Here is an 18,427-nt window from a genome sequence, read left to right as displayed (position 1 = left end):
CCCAATCGGTCAGTCTTCGATATCGGCGATGATGGCGCCAAAGCGTTCGGCGGCTTCTTCGGGCGACATCGATTCACCGTTCCAGAACTCGGACAGCAGATCGATGATCTGGCCGCGATACTCGGGCGTCAGCACCAGGTCGTCGACCGGGATCTCGGATCCTTCCTGCGCCAGGGTTTCGACGGCCAACTGGGCGCAGGCGTCCAGCGAGGAAACGTCGACATCCTTGCGCACCGGGATCGACCCCTTGTTCTGACTGAAGGCCAGCTGGGTTTCCGGCGTGGTGATGGACGAGGCCAGCAGGTTCTGCGCCGCGAGGGTTTCGTCGTCGCCCGTGTTGCCCGGAAGAAGAACGTCGATCGCCACATTGTAAAGCCCGGCGGTGCCCGGCGCGAGGGTGCATTCGTAATCCACGCCCGGCTCCTGGCCCGATGCGATGAATTCACCCTTGGCCCAGTCACCCATGATCTGGAAGGCCGCCTTGCCGGTCTGCACCAGGCTCAGCGTGTCGTTCCAGGACCGCCCCACGCCCTGGTTGGTATGGGGCTTGAGGCTGCGGAACAGGGCAAAGGCCTGCGCCATGGTGTCCGAGCCGGCGGCCTCGGCATCGCGGTTCACATAGACGGCACGGTAGAAATCGGCGCCACCCACTTCGAGAAGCGCGGACTTGAACACCAGGTTTTCCTGCCAGGACTGCCCGCCAAGGGCCAGCGGAATGAAACCCGCCTCTTCGATCTTCGGGGCGATCTCAAGGAACTCGGCCCAGGTGGCGGGCACTTCGACGCCGGCCGCGTCAAGGACGGCGCGCGACGACCACATCCAGTTCTGGGCGTGGATGCCCAGCGGAATGGCGTAATAGTGGCCGTCGTATTTGCCGTAGGTGACGAAGGTATCGTACATCACCTCGTCCCAGTTCTGCTCGGCCGCGGCCTGGTCCAGCGGGGCGAGGATGTCGCGCTCGGCGAAGGCCGTCATCGGCACGCCGGGCTGTCCGTACCAGGCGCCGGGTGTATCGCTGGCGGCAATGCGGTTCATCACCATCTGGCGGGCGGCGGCACCGCCACCAGCCACGGCAGCATCCACATAGACCCCACCGGCGGCGTTGAAGGCATCCGAAAGCACCGACATGGCGCGCACTTCCCCGGGGCTGACAAGCCAGTGGATCACGTCCACCTCCTGCGCCATGGCCGGCGCGCCCGTCAGCAACGCAAGGGTTGCACAAAGCGCGGTTGTTGCAGTCGTCCTCATAGTTCGATCCCTCCCAAAATGGTTCCCCGGCCCTGCGGAATCGGGCAGCTTCAACAGCTCCTCCCCAGATTTACGCAACCGGTTCCGTAAACAGTCAGATTTAATTAATCTCCTGTCAAGGAATTATTTTTATTATTGCTATACAGCATGTTACAACGCACATGGCACCGAATCCGCTTTCATCTCTCCGAATGCCCATCGAGCAACTTTCGCAGCGGTTCGGCGGGAAAATCGGCAACGGTAGCGATCTTCAGGCAATCACCTTTATGGAAATTGCGTTCCAAAAACGACCATTAACATGTTGACTTTTAAAACTTAAATGTCATGTTCCGGGCATGGCCACATGGGCAGGAAAACCGGGGAAGGCGCACCATTGACTGACGATCTGACCTCGCCTGAAACGCTGGATGACTTCGTCAACCACCTCCGGCTGGAGCGGACCTCCATGCCCAAACGGTTGCGCGCCATTGCCGATGCCATGATCGCCCGGCCCGACGATCTGGCCCTTCTGTCGATCACCGAGATGGCCCAATCGCTTGACGCGTCGCCTTCGGCCCTGGTGCGGTTCGCGAAAAGCATCGGCTTTGACGGTTTCGCACCGATGCAAAAGACCCTGCGCCGGGTCATTCTGGACGACCGGGACACCTACCGCGACCGCGCCCGCAAGATGGGCGCAACGCTGCGGGGCAAGGAAGGCGACATCAGCCATGTTCTGGATGCCTTTGCCCTGGCGAATATCTCGGCCATCGAGGGGCTGACCTCGTCGCTCGATCTTGGGGCCGTTGCGGATGCGGTTGCCGCCATGCGCAAGGCGCGCCTGATCGGAGTGGTGGGGCAGAGGCGATCCTTTCCGCTGGCCTCCTATCTCTATTACGGGCTCCTTCGGCTGGACGAAGCGGCGATCCTGCTTGACGGGGTGGGCGGCATGCTTGACCGCGCCGCCCCCCTTGGCCCCAAGGATGTACTGGTGGTGATCGCCTTCGCCCCCTACGCCGAACAATCGGTCGCCGCCGCCAGAGAGGCGGTGCGGCGCGGCAGCCAGGTGATTGCGCTGACCGATGAGAAGGACAGCCCGCTGTGCGGTCTCGCCGATGTGGCGATCCTCGTGCAGGAAAGCAACCTGAACAACATCCGCTCGATTGCCGCGACGGCGACCGTCATTCAGACCATCTTTGTCGCCCTTGGCATGAATTCCAACACTTCCTCAAACGCAGGCAAGACCGATGACCGTTGATACGATGCAGGGCGTTACCAAGCGTAGCGCCGAAATGAACGATGTGGGGTTGCAGAGCCACCCCCGCCCGACCGCCCGCCCCGGACATGTCATACTGGAAGTCGCGGCCGCCGGGATCTGCGGCACCGATCTTCATATCTTCCGCAACGAATATGCGTCGAACCCGCCGGTGATCCTGGGTCACGAGGTCTGCGGGCATGTGGCGGAACTGGGGGAAGGCGTCGACCCTGCGCTGTCGGGCCGCCGCGTGGTGGCCGAGACGTTCTTTTCCACCTGCGGGCGTTGCCGCTATTGCCGCGACGGCCGCCCCAACATGTGCGGTCAGCGCAAATCCGTCGGCTCGCACGTCAACGGCGCGATGACATCGCTGGTCGAGGTGCCGGTTCACAACCTGCACGATGTGCCCGAACCGCTGAGCGATGCCGCCGCCAGCCTGGCCGAGCCGGTGGCCTGCGTCGCCAACTCCATGTTCGGCGACGTCAGCTTTGTCGAACCCGGCGACCGGGTCCTGGTGACCGGCCCCGGCGCCATCGGCCAGATCGCCGCCCAGGTGGCCCGGGCCGCCGGCGGCCATGTCACGCTGCGCGGAACGCCCGGCGACGCGGCGCGTCTGGCCATGGGGCGCACCATGGGCTTTGAAACCAGCGTTGTCGGCGACGATCTCCCCGAGGGCAGTTTTGACAAATGCGTCGAATGTTCCGGCTCGGGCCACGCCTTTGGCGAGGCGCTGGGGTTTCTGGTCAAGGGCGGGCACCTGATGAACATGGGGCTGAGCGGTCGCGTCTCGACCCTTGCGCTTGATCCGATCTGCCTGAAGGAACTGCGCATCACCTCGGGCTTTGCCTCGACCCCGCGATCCTGGCGGCGCGCCATGGGCTGGCTGCAATCCGGGGTGCTGGACCTGCAACCGCTGATCACCGATGTCCTGCCGCTGTCCGAATGGCAAACCGGATTCGACCGGTCCTTCGCCGCCGACGGGATCAAGTTCGTTCTGGACCCGCGCCTGACATGACCCCGGAACTGTTGTTCGAGGCCGGGCTGGAAACCGGTGAAGGCCCGCTTTGGGATGCCCGCATCTCCTGCCTGTACTGTGTCGACAGCACCAACCCGGCCCTTTGGGTCTTTGATGCCGGGGGCAAGGTCATTGACCGGATCGCCCTGCCCCAACCCATCGGCTTTGCCGCACTGACCGACAGTGTCGACAGGCTGGTGGTCGGGCTGGCCGATGGGCTTTACCTTCTGGACCGGACCACCCGCCGGCTTGCCCATATCCTTGACCCCGAACCGGGCATCGCCACCAACCGGATCAATGACGGCGTGGTCGATAGCGACGGCAGCCTGGTGTTCGGCACGCTGCACGACACCTATACCCGCCCCGACGGGGCGATGTACCATCTGTCGCCCACCGGCGGGCTGACCTGCTTTGACAGGGGTTATATCGTCTCGAATGGCCCCTTTCCGCACCCGGACGGGCGGCGGTTCCTGACCGCCAATTCCGAAATCCACGAGGTTTACGTCTTTGACCGCCAGGAAGAAGGGGTCTTCACCAACAAGCGGCTGTTCTGCGACTGGCAGGTGGCCTGGGGAATTCCCGACGGAATCGTCTGCGACACCCAGGGCGGTGTCTGGATCGGATCATGGGGCGGCGCGGCGCTTTACCGGTTTCACGCAGATGGCATACTGGACCTGCGAATCGACTTCCCGGTCTCGCAGGTGACAAAGGCGGCCTTCGGCGGGCCGGACCTGTCAGATCTCTACGTGACAACGGCCAGCCGGGGCCGTGACCGGCGCTCGGAACCGCTGGCTGGGTCGCTGTTCAGGGTTCGCACCCCCTTCACCGGCCTTCCTGCCGGGCAGGCGGCACTTCCCCTGTCCGCATCTGGAACATAAATTCCAAAATGACAGTTTTCTTTGTCAGGCTTTTGGAAATTTATTGAAAGATCCCCCGACTTGTCGGATAGTGCCCCCACACGGACGCGCGGCATCCTGCGGGCGCCGCCACCGCAAGAGAAATCATGGGAGGAACATGGAATGAAAACTGGACTGAAACCCGCCGCTGCCGGGCTTGCCATTGCCGTCGGCATGGCTGCCGTGCCCGTCTCGGCCGAGACCTTTTTCTGGGTCTCGCACGGTTCGCCGGCCGATCCGGTCTGGACCTACTATCTTGAGGGCGCAAAGCTCTGGGCCGAGGATACCGGCGCCGATCTGAACACCTCGTTCCATTCGGGCGATGTGGCATCGCACCAGGAAGCGATCCGCGCGGCCATCGCTTCGGGCGCGGCCGGCATCGCCACCAGCAGCCCCGATCCGGGAAGCCTGGTGGGTGTCGCGGCCGAGGCCAACGAGGCCGGCATTCCGATCATCAACTTCAACACCCCCGATCCCACCGCCAGCTTCGATGCCTATGTCGGCGGCGACCTTGAGTTCTACGGTCGCAGCTGGGCGCAGTACCTTGTCGACAACAACCTGGTCGAAGAGGGCGATTTCGTCTGGATGCCCGTCGAGGTGCCGGGCGCGACCTATGGCGTGGAAGAGGAAAAGGGCATCGCCTCGGTTTTCGAGCCGCTGGGGATCACCTGGGAAGTCACCGACGCGACGCTGGATCAGGCCGACATCATCTCGCGCATGTCCGATTACCTGCTGGCCAACAGCGGCAAGATCGACGCGATCATCGGTCTGGGCGACCTGGTGACGGGTTCGATCAAGCGGGTGTTCGATCAGGTCGGCGTGGCACCGGGCGACATTCCGGTCGTCGGCTGGGGCAACTCGCTGGATACCACCCAGGAAGTGCTGGACGGCTATGTCAACGCCGCGCAATGGGCCGATCCGCTGGCCACCAGCTATATGGCGCTTTCCATTGCCGCGATGTCGGCCAGCGGCATTCCGCCGGGCTTCAACGTGACCACCGGCAAGCTGTATGAAAAAGACACCGCCCAGGTCTATGACGACATCCTGTCCGGCAACTGAGCCAACAGCCCTGTAACGGACATCCGCCACCCCGGTTTCAACGCCGGGGTGGCCCACATACCCCGGAAAAATCACAATGAACAAACGCACGCATCTGAGCAATCTGATCGCGCGCCCCGAGTTCGGCCCCCTGATCCTGCTGGTTCTGGTGATCGTCGTTTTCGGCACGCTCAATCCGAACTTTCTTTCGCCTCTCAACATCTCGAACACGCTGACCTTTACCGTCGAACTGGGTCTTATCGCGCTGGCCATGACCATGCTGATGACCTCGGGCGAATTCGACCTGTCGGTCGGGTCGGTCTTCGGCTTCACGCCGGTTCTGATGTGGACCATGGTGAACAGTGCCGGGCTGCCCCTGGAACTGGGGTTCATCATCGCCATGGTGGCGGCCATGGGCATCGGGCTTTTCTCGGGCCTGTTCGTCACCAAGCTGAAGATCCCATCTTTCCTGGTGACACTGGGCATGCTGCTGGTCGTGCGCGGCGTGGCCCTTGTCGTGACCGACGGTTTTCCGCAGCGCACCTGGGATTCGCAGGATCACTGGCTGTCGAACCTTCTGGTAGGAGATTTCCGGCTTGGCGGTTTCCGCATCTATGCCTCGCTGTTCTGGTTCGTCGGCATCGCGCTTCTGATGCATTACGTCCTGACCAAGACCAAGGCCGGCAACTGGATTCAGGCCGCCGGCGGCAACCCCGACGCGGCGCGCGCCCGCGGCGTTCTGGTGGACCGCACCAAGGTGTGGCTGTTCATCCTGTCGTCGTCGATGGCTGCGCTGGCCGGGGTCATCAGCTCGATCAGAACCTCGGCGGCCAACCCCAACAGCGGCTCGGGCTACGAGCTTGAGGTGATCGCCATGGTGGTGATCGGCGGCACGGTCCTGACCGGGGGTCGCGGATCGATCATCGGAACGGTTCTGGGGGTGCTGATCCTGCGGGTCATGCGCAACGGCATCGTCCTGGTCGGGGTGCCCGGCCTTGCCTACAACATCTTCATCGGAGCGATCATCCTTGGCATGATGGCCCTGCATTCCAGCCTCGAGCGTCGCCATGTTGAAAGGGGCCGTTGACATGCCTGACCTGATCCGGATGGAAAACATCATCAAGAACTACGGCCCGGTGCAGGCGCTGAGCGGCGTCGATCTGAGCGTCGGCGAGAAGGAGATCGTCGGCCTTCTAGGCGACAACGGCGCCGGCAAATCGACCCTGATCAAGGTGCTTTCGGGGGCGGTTCCGATCTCCAGCGGCAAGATATTCGTGCGCGGCCAGGAGGTGACGATCAAATCGACCACCGACGCCATCGGCCACGGGATCGAGACGATCTATCAGGACAGCGCCCTTGTAACGCAGCTGTCGATCGCGCGAAACCTGTTCCTGGGGCGCGAACCCTACAAGGGGCCGGCATTCCTGGGGCGCCTGGACGAGGAAATGATGAACGCGGTGGCCAGCGACCTTTTGCGCAAGGTCGGCATCTCGAAGAACATCCCGCCCACCACGCCCATCGGCGCCCTGTCGGGGGGCGAACGCCAGGCCGTCGCCATCGCCCGGGCGATGCATTTCGACAGCGACCTGATCATCCTCGACGAACCCACCAACAACCTTGGTGTCGCCGAAACCCAGGGCGTGCTGAACTTCATCCGCGGGGCGCGGGAATCGGGGCATTCCTGCATCTTCATCGCCCACAACATCCACCATGTCTTTCAGGTGGTGGACCGCATCATCGTGATGCGGCGCGGCCGGGTCGTGGCCGATGACATCCGCCCCGGAAACAGCACGGTCGAACAGGTCGAACGGGTGATTACCGGGATGGACGAACACGTGCCGGTCTGACCCGGCACGTTATCCTCAGCCCAGCAGGGAACCGTCGAAGGGAACCTCGGTTCCGTCCGACAGAACGATCGACGTCGCCCCGACATCCATGCGCAGGGCGGCGTCGGCGGCCGACGGCAGGGCGCCCATGGCCGTTCTGATCTCGACGACCGGCGCCGCGCCAAGATCGATCGCGGTGGCAATGCCTTCGCGGGTCAGGGCGTTTTCGCCGCTCGATGCCCGACGCCCGGCCGCGCCGAAACTGCAGGCCTCCTCGATCCCCAGCACCCCCAGGTGTTCGCCGTTCCAGGGCGCATAGGGGCGCCCGCCGTTCGACATCCACAGCATGGTCTGGGGCAGAACCGTCACCGGTTTCACCAGCATCGCCACGTCGCGTTCGTTCGGACGCAGGGCGGTGGCCCAGCCATAGCGCCCCTCGGGCGCGTCCACCAGCATCGCGAAATCATCATGGGTGTCGGCATAGGGATAGCGGGTCAGATCGACCGGCCCCAGGGTTGACGGAAAGGCAGTCAGATCGGTTGAGCGCGCCGGGTATTCCAGAACCGACCGCCCGCCATCCGATCCGGCCTCGGGGGCGGTATCGGGTGTTTCAGCCCAGCGTTTGGGTGAAAACGCCAGCAACCCGCCTTGGCGCAAATCCAGCATCGCGTGGTGCGCCACGGGCATCCCGCCCTGCCCACCGGTGAAGCGGTGACACTGGTAAAGGAAGGGGTGGTCGTCCAGCAGGGTCCAGACCTTGCGGACCGTGGCACCCGCCACCTTGCGCGTCAGTTCAAATGTCGCGCGACGCCCGCCTGCAATCTCTTCGTCACTCAGCAGTGTCCAGCGGCCGCCTGCCGTCCAGCCGTGGGCGGGGGCCTCTTCCACATCGTCCAGCACAAAGGGCGCACAGAAGAAATCGCCCGACATGCGGCGCAGGTGCGGCGGCATGTCGGGGGCAAAGCGCGCCGGATCATCGGGGAGGTCGGCCCAGGGCACCCGCGCCCAGGGGTTTATGTCGCGCCCGTCGCGATGCACCACCAGGCTGTGAAGCTGCCCGATCTCAAGATCAAGCGTCGCGCTGATTCCGCGGGCCTGCACCCGATGCAACGCCACCGTCATAGCCGGCACAGCTTGGTCAGGCCGCCATCGACCAGGATATCCTCGCCGGTGATGAACCCCGCCCCGTCCGAGGCCAGGAATGCGACGGTTCGCGCCACTTCCTCGGTCTTGCCCAGTCGTTCGAGCGCATGCATATGCCTGAAATCCCTCTCCATCTGACCGCTTTCGTCCCGGTCCAGGATCTCACGCGTCATGGTGGCGTCGATCGCTCCGGGGGAAACCGAATTGACGCGAATATTCCACGCCCCCCATTCCGCCGCAAGCTGCCGGGTCATCGAGATGATGGCGCCTTTCGATGCGGCATAGGCCGTCCAGCCGGCAAGCGAGTGGCTTTGATGGACCGACGACAGGTTGATGACCGCACCGCCGCCCTTTTCGCGGAACCCGCCAAAGGTGGCACGGCAGAACCGGACCGCGCCGATCACGTTGATGTTCAGCACCCGCGCCATGTCGTCATCCGACAGTTCGGTGACGGGGGTGGGCGGCAGGGCGATGGCGGCGTTGTTGACCAGAATGTCGGCCGTGCCAAAACGGTCGGCGGCCTGGACGACGGCGGCATCGACGGCCTTGGGCGATCCGATGTCGCAGGCGATGTACCCTGCGCGCCCGCCTTCCGCGACGATCCGGTCGGCCAGCGCCTGCCCCGCGTCGTCAAGAATGTCGATCAAGGTGACAGCGGCCCCCTGACGCGCCAGCTCCTGCGCGATGCCCTCGCCCAGCCCCCGTGCGGCGCCGGTCACGATGGCGGATTTCCCTTCCAAAGAATACACGGCAGTCTCTCCATTTTGTCAGCTTCGGTGATGTTCAGGTCGGCACGCAGGGTAAGGCCTCACGCGATCCGCAACCCCGGGTATGACATTATATTTCCAAAATAAGAATGCCAATTTCCATATTATGGAATTTTCATCTTGAAATGCCCGTCCGGAAGCGGCATCAGATGATGAAACTTTGCAAGGACACATCCCATGAGCGATCAACTGGACATCATCACCATCGGGCGGTCCTGCGTTGATCTCTATGGCTCGCAGATCGGCGGGCGCCTGGAAGACATGCGCAGCTTCGAGAAATACGTAGGCGGCTCGCCCACCAACATCGCCTGCGGTGCGGCACGCCTTGGCCTGCGCACCGGCGTGATCACGGCCGTGGGCGACGAACACATGGGCCGCTTCATCACCGAGGAACTGACCCGTTTCGGCGTCGATACCGCCATGGTCAAGGTCGATCCCGAACGGATCACGGCGCTGGCCATGCTGGGCATCCGCGACGAACATCAGTTTCCGCTGATCTTCTTCCGCGAGAACTGTGCCGACATGGGCCTGACCGAGGCCGACATCGACCCCGCCCAGATCGCGCGCACCCGGGCCGTGGTGGCCACCGGAACCCACCTCAGCCTGCCCTCGACCGAGGCGGCGGTGCTGAAGGCGCTCCGCCTGGCAGGCGAGAACGGGGCGCGGCGGGCGCTGGACATCGACTATCGCCCGAACCTCTGGGGGCTTGCCGGGCATGGTGCGGGTGAACAGCGCTACATCGCCTCGCAGGCCGTGACCGAACGGCTTCAGGCGCATCTGGGCCTGTTCGACCTGATCGTCGGCACGGAAGAGGAATTTCACATCGCAGGCGGCAGCACCGACACCATCGCCGCCCTGCGGGCTGTCCGCGCGATCAGCAACGCCACGCTGGTGTGCAAGCGCGGGCCCATGGGGGCGGTGGCCTTCGGCGGTGCCATTCCCGATTCGCTGGACGACGGCGAAACCGGCCCCGGCTTCGCGATCGAGGTGTTCAACGTTCTTGGCGCGGGCGACGGCTTCATGGCCGGGCTGCTCAAGGGGTGGATGGATGGCGAAGGCTGGCCCCGGTCGCTGGAATACGCCAATGCCTGCGGCGCCATCGCGGTCAGCCGCCATGGTTGTTCGCCCGCCTACCCCAGCCTGACCGAGCTTGACCATTTCCTGACCCACGGTTCGGCCACGCCGGCCCTGCGCAAGGACCCCGTGCTTGAACAGATCCACTGGGCCACGACCCGCCGCACGACGTGGGACGACCTGCGCATCTTCGCCTTCGATCACCGGATTCAGCTTGAGGAAATGGAAGGCGCCACACCCGAACGTATCGCCCACGTCAAGGCGCTGTGCCTTGAGGCGACGCTGGCGGTTGCGAAGGGCGAACGCGGCTATGGCATCCTGTGCGACAACCGGCTTGGCCGCCACACACTGCACCGCGCGGCGGGCAGCGGCCTGTGGGTCGGGCGCCCGGTGGAATGGCCCGCCTCGCGTCCGTTGACATGCGAACCCGAAATCGGCGCCGATTTCGGCGGCCTTGCCGAATGGCCCGCCGATCAGGTGTGCAAGGTTCTGTGCTTCTACCACCCCGACGACCCCGAGACGCTGCGCGCCGATCAGGAACGCACCGTTCAGCGGCTGTTTCACGCCTGCCGCCGCAACCGCCTTGAATTCCTGCTCGAGGTGATCCCGTCGAAGTTCGGACCGGTTGACGACGACACGACCGCCCGGGTGATCCGGCGGTTCTATGAACTGGGCGTCTATCCCGATTGGTGGAAACTGGAACCGATGCAATCGGATGCCGCATGGAAAGCGACCTGCGACGCCATCGAAGACAACGATCCCAACTGCAACGGCATCGTCGTGCTGGGACTGGGGCAGGCGATGTCCGACCTGCTGGCCAGCTTCGATGTCGCGGCGGGCTATCGCCTTGTGCGCGGCTTTGCCGTGGGCCGGACCATCATGGCCGAGGTCGCAGCCGGGGTCATGGACGGCTCGCTTGACGACGCGCAAGCGGTCGAGAACATGACCCGGCGCTTCCAGGAGCTTTGCGACGGCTGGGACAGGGCCAGGGCGGCCCACGCCGGCAAGACCTGATCGCGGTCAACGCCGGCTCCGCAGCCGACGCACCAGATACATGCGCGAATGCAGGACGGCGATGACGACCCGGCGGCCTTCGGTAAGCCACAAGATGACGTGGCTTGCGCAGCGGCGAATACGAACGCCATCTGCTAGTCCGGCCAATGATCTGGCCGGCGCCCGGTCGCTGGCAATTGCGCCGAACCAGGCTTCGCTCGCGTCGAAGTATCTGTCGGCCAGGTCCTCTCCCCAAATCTGACAGGTTTATCGCCAGATGCCACGCAGATCGGCTTCAGCGGCCAGCGTCAGGTCATAGGTCCGCATCGCGCCGGTCAGAGCCCGGCCTGCTTGCGCGCCTCACGCCGGATATCGTCCATGGACAGGCCGGAAACCTCGCGCCGCTTTGCCTGTTCGATGCGCGGCGCCAGAAAATCCGACAGCGCGGCAAGGGCTTCGGCCTCGGACATGTCCTGCAGGTCCGGCGCAAAGGCCCAGCATGCATTTCAGAACATAGTCCTTGATGCTTTCGCCTTTCAGCGCGGCAATCGCCTTGAGCTGCCTGTGCCCTTCCGGGGTGGTGTCGATCGAGGGTCTGGGCATGGCTTCGATAGCCCTTGCCAGCACACAGAACAATATTTGTGTACTGAAATCAAAACCCGACAAAAACTTGCGGTTGACTTGGAACTAAGTTTCAAAATATCAGAGGGCAAGATTTCTTACGCGGGAGGCGCAGGGATGGCGCAGCGGGAAGTGCTGGATTCGACCGATACAACCGGAGCGCAGCCCGGCATGCAGGCCCTGGTGCGCGGCCTGCGTGTGCTGGATTTCATCGCGGAATCGCCAGCCCCCGTGCGGTTCACCACACTGCTTGACGCGACCGGCCTGCCCAAGGGCACCCTGCACCGCATCCTGCAGACCCTGATCGAGGAACGCTATCTTCAGCTTGTCGCCCGGGATCAGTCCTACAAGCTGGGCTCGCGCCCCTTCCAGCTGGCGCACCGGGTCTGGGACCAGTTCGATCTGCGCGGCGCCGCCGAACCCGAACTGATCCGGCTGTCGCAACTGGCACAGGAGGCGGTGCGGCTTGGGCATCTGGACGGCGATCAGGTTCTTTACATCGATCAGCGCGATCCGGCCCGGCAAGTGCGCATCGGCAACGGTGTCGGGGCACGTTCGGCCATTCACGCAACGGCCCTGGGCAAGGCTATGGCGGCACACCTGCGCGAATCGGACCGGCGCGCGCTGATCGCCGAGGGCCGGTTGCAGGCCTTCACCGACCACACCATCGTCTCGCACGGCGACCTGGACCAGCAACTCAACATCATCAAGGCCCGGGGCTATGCGATTTCCGTGGGCGAACAGCACGAGGACGTGAGCGCCGTTGCCGCAGCGATCCTAGATCACCGCGCCCGCCCGATCGGTGCGGTGGGCATCGTCGGGCCCAGCTATCGCCTGCCCCCCGAACGCCTGCACGCCATGGGCCGTGACGTGATCGAGGCGGCCCGACGCATCGCGGGCAACGTGGGCGAACTGGCCATGTCGATCTCGGTCAACACGCAGCCCCTCGGCGCCGTGATGGAGGATGTGACCTATGCCATCCCCGGCGAGGATTTCCTGGGCGAAGGGCCGTTCTGGTCGCCCGACGACAAGCTGCTGCACTGGGTCGACATCCTTGCGCCCGCCGTCATTTCCGCCGATCCCGCAACCGGCAAGCGGGTGTCGCAGGCCATGCCCGAACTGATCGGCGTTGCCGTTCCGAAAGCCAGCGGCGGTTTCATCTGCGCGACCGAAACCGGGGTAAAGACGCTGTCGCCCAATGGCCAGATCCAGCCGCTTTGCGACCCCGAGGCCGACATGCCGGGCAACCGCCTGAACGACGGGAAATGCGACGCCCTGGGGCGGCTGTGGGTCGGCAGCCTTGCCATCAATACCGAACCGGGCAAGGGCAAGTTGTGGCGCATCGACGCCGACGGCACCGCGACCTGCATGGAAAGCGGCATCCACATCTCGAACGGTCTGGGCTGGAGCCCCGATCACCGCACCTTCTATTTCACCGACAGCGGCATACGCACCATCTGGGCCTATGACTTCGATCTTGAACGGGGTGAAATCGCCAATCGCCGGGCCTTTGTCACCCTGGACGAGGAGCAGGGCGTTCCCGATGGGCTGTGCGTAGACGCCGAGGGCGGCGTCTGGGTGGCAATCTGGGATGGCTGGAAGGTCTGCCGCTTCAATGCCGACGGCACGCTCGATCGCGAGGTGTCGGTCCCGGTTCCGCGGCCGACCAGCTGCTGCTTCGGGGGGGCCGACCTGAAAACACTCTTCATCACGACGGCACGCATTCGCCTGTCGGCACAACAACTGGCCGATGCGCCGATGTCGGGCAGCATTCTTGCCTTCCGGCCGGGACAGGTTGGGCAGAACGATACAGTCTTCGCCGGTTGACGGCACGGGAAAGGAAACAAATGGCTGATCTGAAAATCGAAGGTCTGAACAAGCGTTACGGCAGCGTCAGCGTGCTGCGCGACATCGACCTTACCATCGAACACGGCGAGTTCGTGGTTTTCGTCGGGCCCTCGGGCTGTGGCAAATCCACCCTGCTGCGGATGATCTGCGGGCTGGACGATGTCACCTCGGGGCAACTGATGCTGGCCAACGAGGTGATCAACGACGTGCCTTCGTCAAAGCGGGGCATTGCAATGGTGTTCCAGTCCTACGCGCTTTATCCCCACATGAGCGTGGCCGACAACATGGGATACGCGCTGAAGCTGGCCAAGACGCCGAAGGACGAGATCGAAAGCCGGGTGCGCAACGCCGCCGAGATCCTTCAGATCGTGCCGCTGCTGGAGCGCAAGCCGCGCCAGCTTTCGGGGGGGCAGCGCCAGCGGGTCGCCATCGGGCGGGCCATCGTGCGCGAACCCGACGTGTTCCTGTTCGACGAACCCCTGTCGAACCTTGACGCTGCCCTGCGCGTCGACATGCGGATGGAATTCGCCCGCCTCAAGGATCGCCTGGGCACCACGATGATCTATGTGACCCACGACCAGGTCGAGGCGATGACCCTGGCCGACAAGATCGTCGTCATGCACGATGGCCGGATCGAACAGGTCGGCAGCCCGATCTCGCTTTACAACAATCCGGTCAACCGCTTCGTTGCGGGCTTCATCGGGTCGCCCAAGATGAACTTCCTTGCCGCGCGCTTCACCGATGGTGCCGTCGCGTTCCAGTCGGGGCACCTGCACATGCCCCATGCATCGGCGCGTCTGACCGAAATCGGCATCCGGCCCGAACATCTCCGTGTGGGCGATGACGGCGAGGGTGTCGTGCAAGGCAGGCTGGTGGCGACCGAACATCTCGGGTCCGACACCTTCGCCATGGTCGAGGTGGCCGACAGCGAAAGGCCGGTGATGGTGCGGATTCCGGGCGAACGGCGCATTCCCCACGGCAGCAGCCTGTCGCTGACCTTCGACGCGGCCAATGTCCACATGTTCGATGCCGAAGGCACCGCCTTGCCAAACGAAACCCGCCGGGCCGACGCGGCATGACACTTGAAACCTCCGACCACCCGGAACTGACCCCGGTTGCGATCGAAGCGGCCCGCTATCCCAGCCTGAAGGACCGGTCGGTCCTGATCACCGGCGGCGGGTCGGGCATCGGGATGTATCTTGTCCATGCCTTCTGCGCCCAGGGTGCCCGCGTCGGGTTCATCGACATCGACGGCGAGGCGGGCGCCCGGGTCGCCGGGATCTGCGCCCGCGACACCCCGGTTGAACCGGTGTTCGTGCGCGCCGACCTGACCGATTGCGACGCGATCCGCAATGCGGTCAACCATATCGCGGCCTGCAACGGCCCGGTGCAGGCGCTGGTCAACAACGCCGGCAACGACGACCGCGCGCCGATCGAAGACGTGACCCCCGACTATTGGGATCAACGCATGGCGGTGAACCTGCGACACCAGTTCTTCGTTTCGCAGGCCGTTCTGGGCGCGATGCAACCGGGCGCGGCCATCGTCAACATGGGGTCGAATTCCTGGATGCAGGGCGCGGCGGGCCTGATCTGCTACACCACCGCCAAATCCGCCGTTCAGGGGCTGACGAAATCCCTGGCCCGCGAGGTGGGCGGGCGCGGCATCAGGGTGAATTCCATCGCGCCCGGCTGGATCCTGACCGACCGGCAGGTGGGCCGCGCCAAGGCGATCTATCAGGGCAAGTTCGACGACTACCTGTCGAAGCAATGCCTGAAAGAGTTTCTGCTGCCGCCCGATGTGGCGCGCATGGCCCTGTTCCTGACGGCCGACGACAGCCGGATGATCACGGCTCAGACCTTCATCGTCGACGGGGGGGTGGTGTGAGCGCACCCAACATCGTCTTCCTGCTGCCCGATCAACTGCGCCCCGATTTCCTGGGCTGTTACGGCGCCACCTTCCTGCACACCCCCGCCATCGATGGCCTTGCCGCGGGCGGGGCGCGGTGGGAGACGGCGATCTCGCCATCGCCGATCTGCGTGCCGGCGCGCGCCTCGATGTTGACCGGTCAGCACGCCCACGCCACCGGCGTGATCGACAACCTGGCCTGGCTGCGGCCAGACCGCCACGAGATGGGCGTGAAAACCTGGCCCGAGCACCTGAACGAAGCCGGATACCGCACCGCTGCCGTCGGCAAGATGCACTTTTATCCCTGGGACAGCGACGAGGGCTTCCAGACCCGGATCATCGCCGAGGACAAGCGCCACATCCACATCGCCGACGATTACGACGCCGCCCTTGCCGCCCGCGGTTTCACCAAACGCCATGCCCGCGATTTTCCGGGCTATGCCGACAGCAAGGGCGCAACCGTCAACGATCTGCCCGATGACCTTCAGGTCGACCGCTGGGTCGCCAACCAGGCCGCCGAATGGATCGCACGCCAGGACGGCACGGCACCATTTGCCCTGATGGTGGGGTTTCCGGGGCCGCATTGCCCCTATGATCCACCCGCCGATGCGCTTGCGCGGATCGATCCCGACCGGCTGCCCCCTGCCCTGCCCCCGACCGACGAGGCCGCGAGTCACCGTGACGCCTTCATCGCCACCTATCGCCGGGCCTGGGCAGATCTGGATTACAGTACCCTGAGCGATGCCGAGATCCGCGGGTTGCGCCATCACTATGCGGCACTGGTCGAAAGGCTTGACGCCGATGTGGCCCGCATTCTGGATGCGCTGGCGCAAAGCGGGCAGCTTGAGAATACCATCGTGGTCTTCGCGTCGGACCACGGCGATTACCTTGGGGATTTCGGGCTGGTGGGCAAAACCTACTTTCACGACCCAAGCATCCGGGTGCCGCTGATCGTCCGCGATTTCCGCCGCAACGCAGCACCCAGCGTTCACGCCGGACCGGTATCGCTTCTGGATCTTTACAGCAGCTTCCTGGAATGGGCCGGCATCGAGGTGCCCGCCAATGCCTCGGGCCTGCCGCTGTCGCAACCGGCGCCCGGCAGGGTGATCTGCGGGGTGACAAGCCACGGCATGATGGCCCGCGACGATGCCTGGAAACTGGTACGCTATGCCAACGACACCGAAGCGCTTTTCGATCTGCGCAACGACCCGGGCGAGCAGGTGAATGCCCTGACGCTCCACCCCGATCAGCGCCGAAGGCTGGATGCGGCCCTGGCAAGCTGCCTTCTGGACGGATTGCGCGCGGCCCACGCCGACAAGCGCGTGCCTGCCGCCCAGGCCGCGCCTGACCACGGGTTCTACCAACGCGGCTGGCAACGGCCCTATCCAAACGCAAAGTAAAGTTGAAACTTGGTTCCAAAGATGTTGCCAAGCGCAGCATTTTGTCTTAGCGATATGTTGGAACGAAGTTTCATTTTTGGGAGGAAGTGATGAAACATACCTGCAGACTGGCCCTTGCATCGGCAATGGCCCTGACACTCGGCAGTCCGGCAATGGCCGACACGGTCGATTTCATGTCCTGGACCTATACCGAGGATTCGGGCAAGGCGACGATCGAGAAGCTGATCGAGGACTATCAGGCGCAGTCGGAAAACGACGTCAATCCCATTGGCTATGCCTGGTCGGACATGATCAAGAACACGTTCCTGCGGGCGCGCACCAACACCCTGCCCGACCTCAGCCAGGTCCAGGCGCGGCTGCTGCCCACCGTGGCCAATATCGACGGTATCGTCGATCTGAACGATGTCTTCGGCGCCGACAAGCTGGAACAGATGTTCCCGGCGGGCTTCCTGGCCATGGGCCAGATCGACGGCAAGCAGGTTGCGCTGCCCTTCATCGCCGGCACCATCGGCATGGTTGCCAACCGCAAGGTTCTGGACGCCGCCGGTATCGATGAAATCCCCGAAACCATGGAGCAGTTCCGCGACGCCCTGGTCAAGGTGCGCGACAATGTTCCCAACTCGGTGCCCTACGGCATGGCGACCAAGAACAATGCCTCGATCCTGCTGGACTACATGATCTGGATGTGGACCTTCGGCGGCGACATCATCGTTGATGGCCAGCCCGCCGTGAACACGCCCGAAGGTGTGGCCGCGCTTGAATTCATGGTCGGACTGATGAACGACCGCCTGGCCGCGCCGGAAATCGACCGGCCCGATGCCCGGCGCCTGTTCGGCCAGGAAGCAACCGCGTTCTACTTCGACGCCCCCAGCGCCAAGAAATTCGCGGCCGACTTCTCGGGTCAGGGCGATGCCTATACCGTCAACGTCATGCCCATGGCCACGCCGGTCACGGAAGCCGGCGGCACGCCCGCCTCGATCCAGTGGGGCCATGTCCTGGCGATGTTCGGCGACGAGAACGCCAAGCCCGACAGTGCCGCCTCCGAGTTCCTGATGTACATCCTGTCCGACGACGTGATCGTGCCCTATGCCCTTGGCAGCGGCGCCATCCCGCCCACCACAACCGGATCGAACAGCGATGCGGTGCAGAACGATCCCTATCTTGCCGCATGGTCGGCGGCGGCTGTTGCCCCCCGGCGCAACACCATCGCCTCGCTCGAAAACGGCGCCGCGATCAACGACATCATCGGTGAAGAGGTACAATCCGCGCTGCTGGGCCAGAAATCGGCGCAGGACGCCGCCGACGACATGCAGGGCCGCCTGGCCGAAGCCCTGAAGTGAGCCATCCGGCGGCGGCCCGCCTGTGGGGCCGCCGCCAGCCGATTCAACGGAGAACCATCATGACGACCGCCAACCGCCTGC

The 18,427-nt window shown here is 64.2% G+C and carries 16 protein-coding genes and 1 pseudogene; 12 read left to right on the top strand and 5 right to left on the bottom strand.

Going from position 1 to position 18,427, the window contains the following annotated elements:
- Window positions 1-9 precede the first annotated feature (9 nt).
- On the bottom strand, window positions 10-1,248 hold the full coding sequence (locus H7828_RS17975) for an ABC transporter substrate-binding protein (protein WP_226782449.1): 1,239 nt from the start codon (window positions 1,246-1,248) through the stop codon (window positions 10-12).
- Between the two features lie 373 nt (window positions 1,249-1,621).
- On the opposite strand from H7828_RS17975, the gene H7828_RS17970 reads away from it, so the two are divergent.
- The 6 genes from H7828_RS17970 (at window position 1,622) to H7828_RS17945 (ending at window position 7,275) form a co-directional block, all read left to right on the top strand.
- Window positions 1,622-2,482, top strand: a complete 861-nt coding sequence (locus H7828_RS17970) for a MurR/RpiR family transcriptional regulator (RefSeq protein ID WP_226782448.1) — start codon at window positions 1,622-1,624, stop codon at window positions 2,480-2,482.
- The gene (locus H7828_RS17965) at window positions 2,472-3,494 is read left to right on the top strand and encodes a zinc-dependent alcohol dehydrogenase (protein ID WP_226782447.1); all 1,023 of its coding nucleotides are present in this window, start codon (window positions 2,472-2,474) and stop codon (window positions 3,492-3,494) included. The genes H7828_RS17970 and H7828_RS17965 overlap by 11 nt, the downstream gene beginning before the upstream one ends.
- A complete protein-coding gene (locus tag H7828_RS17960) occupies window positions 3,491-4,372 on the top strand; it encodes an SMP-30/gluconolactonase/LRE family protein (RefSeq protein ID WP_226782446.1) in 882 nt (293 codons plus the stop codon). Before H7828_RS17965 ends, H7828_RS17960 begins: the two co-directional genes overlap by 4 nt.
- A gap of 141 nt (window positions 4,373-4,513) precedes the next feature.
- Window positions 4,514-5,449, top strand: a complete 936-nt coding sequence (locus H7828_RS17955) for a substrate-binding domain-containing protein (protein WP_226782445.1) — start codon at window positions 4,514-4,516, stop codon at window positions 5,447-5,449.
- A 76-nt stretch (window positions 5,450-5,525) separates the two neighbouring features.
- Entirely contained in the window at window positions 5,526-6,515 is a 990-nt protein-coding gene (locus H7828_RS17950) for an ABC transporter permease (protein ID WP_226782444.1), read from the top strand.
- 1 nt (window position 6,516) lies between these two features.
- Entirely contained in the window at window positions 6,517-7,275 is a 759-nt protein-coding gene (locus tag H7828_RS17945) for an ATP-binding cassette domain-containing protein (RefSeq protein ID WP_226782443.1), read from the top strand.
- Window positions 7,276-7,290: 15 nt separating this feature from the next.
- On the opposite strand, the gene H7828_RS17940 is transcribed toward H7828_RS17945, so the two are convergent.
- Window positions 7,291-8,376 (bottom strand): hypothetical protein, encoded by a 1,086-nt coding sequence (locus H7828_RS17940; protein ID WP_226782442.1) that lies wholly within the window; start codon window positions 8,374-8,376, stop codon window positions 7,291-7,293.
- Complete coding sequence (locus H7828_RS17935; RefSeq protein ID WP_226782441.1) at window positions 8,373-9,146, bottom strand: SDR family NAD(P)-dependent oxidoreductase; 774 nt, start codon at window positions 9,144-9,146, stop codon at window positions 8,373-8,375. Before H7828_RS17935 ends, H7828_RS17940 begins: the two co-directional genes overlap by 4 nt.
- Before the next feature lie 195 nt (window positions 9,147-9,341).
- Here H7828_RS17935 and H7828_RS17930 point away from each other — a divergent pair, with 195 nt between their 5' ends.
- Complete coding sequence (locus H7828_RS17930; protein ID WP_226782440.1) at window positions 9,342-11,252, top strand: bifunctional 5-dehydro-2-deoxygluconokinase/5-dehydro-2-deoxyphosphogluconate aldolase; 1,911 nt, start codon at window positions 9,342-9,344, stop codon at window positions 11,250-11,252.
- 314 nt (window positions 11,253-11,566) lie between these two features.
- Here H7828_RS17930 and H7828_RS22860 read toward each other — a convergent pair whose 3' ends face one another.
- Window positions 11,567-11,701 carry a hypothetical protein gene (locus tag H7828_RS22860; protein WP_281070775.1) on the bottom strand — a complete coding sequence of 45 codons (135 nt, stop codon included), beginning with the start codon at window positions 11,699-11,701 and terminating at the stop codon, window positions 11,567-11,569.
- Between the two features lie 37 nt (window positions 11,702-11,738).
- Window positions 11,739-11,834: pseudogene (locus H7828_RS23005) on the bottom strand (hypothetical protein); the annotation flags it as partial.
- A 135-nt stretch (window positions 11,835-11,969) separates the two neighbouring features.
- On the opposite strand from H7828_RS23005, the gene H7828_RS17920 reads away from it, so the two are divergent.
- The 5 genes from H7828_RS17920 to H7828_RS17900 all read left to right on the top strand — a co-directional run bounded on the left by H7828_RS17920 (window position 11,970) and on the right by H7828_RS17900 (window position 18,346).
- Window positions 11,970-13,679: an SMP-30/gluconolactonase/LRE family protein gene (locus H7828_RS17920; RefSeq protein ID WP_226782439.1), complete on the top strand. Its 1,710-nt coding sequence runs from the start codon at window positions 11,970-11,972 to the stop codon at window positions 13,677-13,679.
- Between the two features lie 20 nt (window positions 13,680-13,699).
- Window positions 13,700-14,779 (top strand): ABC transporter ATP-binding protein, encoded by a 1,080-nt coding sequence (locus H7828_RS17915; RefSeq protein WP_226782438.1) that lies wholly within the window; start codon window positions 13,700-13,702, stop codon window positions 14,777-14,779.
- Entirely contained in the window at window positions 14,776-15,585 is an 810-nt protein-coding gene (locus tag H7828_RS17910; RefSeq protein WP_226782437.1) for an SDR family NAD(P)-dependent oxidoreductase, read from the top strand. The genes H7828_RS17915 and H7828_RS17910 overlap by 4 nt, the downstream gene beginning before the upstream one ends.
- Window positions 15,582-17,006 (top strand): sulfatase family protein, encoded by a 1,425-nt coding sequence (locus H7828_RS17905; protein WP_226782436.1) that lies wholly within the window; start codon window positions 15,582-15,584, stop codon window positions 17,004-17,006. The genes H7828_RS17910 and H7828_RS17905 overlap by 4 nt, the downstream gene beginning before the upstream one ends.
- A gap of 89 nt (window positions 17,007-17,095) precedes the next feature.
- Complete coding sequence (locus H7828_RS17900) at window positions 17,096-18,346, top strand: ABC transporter substrate-binding protein (protein ID WP_226782435.1); 1,251 nt, start codon at window positions 17,096-17,098, stop codon at window positions 18,344-18,346.
- Window positions 18,347-18,427 lie beyond the last annotated feature (81 nt).

Source organism: Oceaniglobus trochenteri (genome assembly GCF_020529025.1).
Classification (GTDB): domain Bacteria; phylum Pseudomonadota; class Alphaproteobacteria; order Rhodobacterales; family Rhodobacteraceae; genus Oceaniglobus; species Oceaniglobus trochenteri.
The sequence above is the reverse complement of the archived record's forward strand: the minus strand, read 5'-3'. Positions and strand labels throughout refer to the sequence as shown.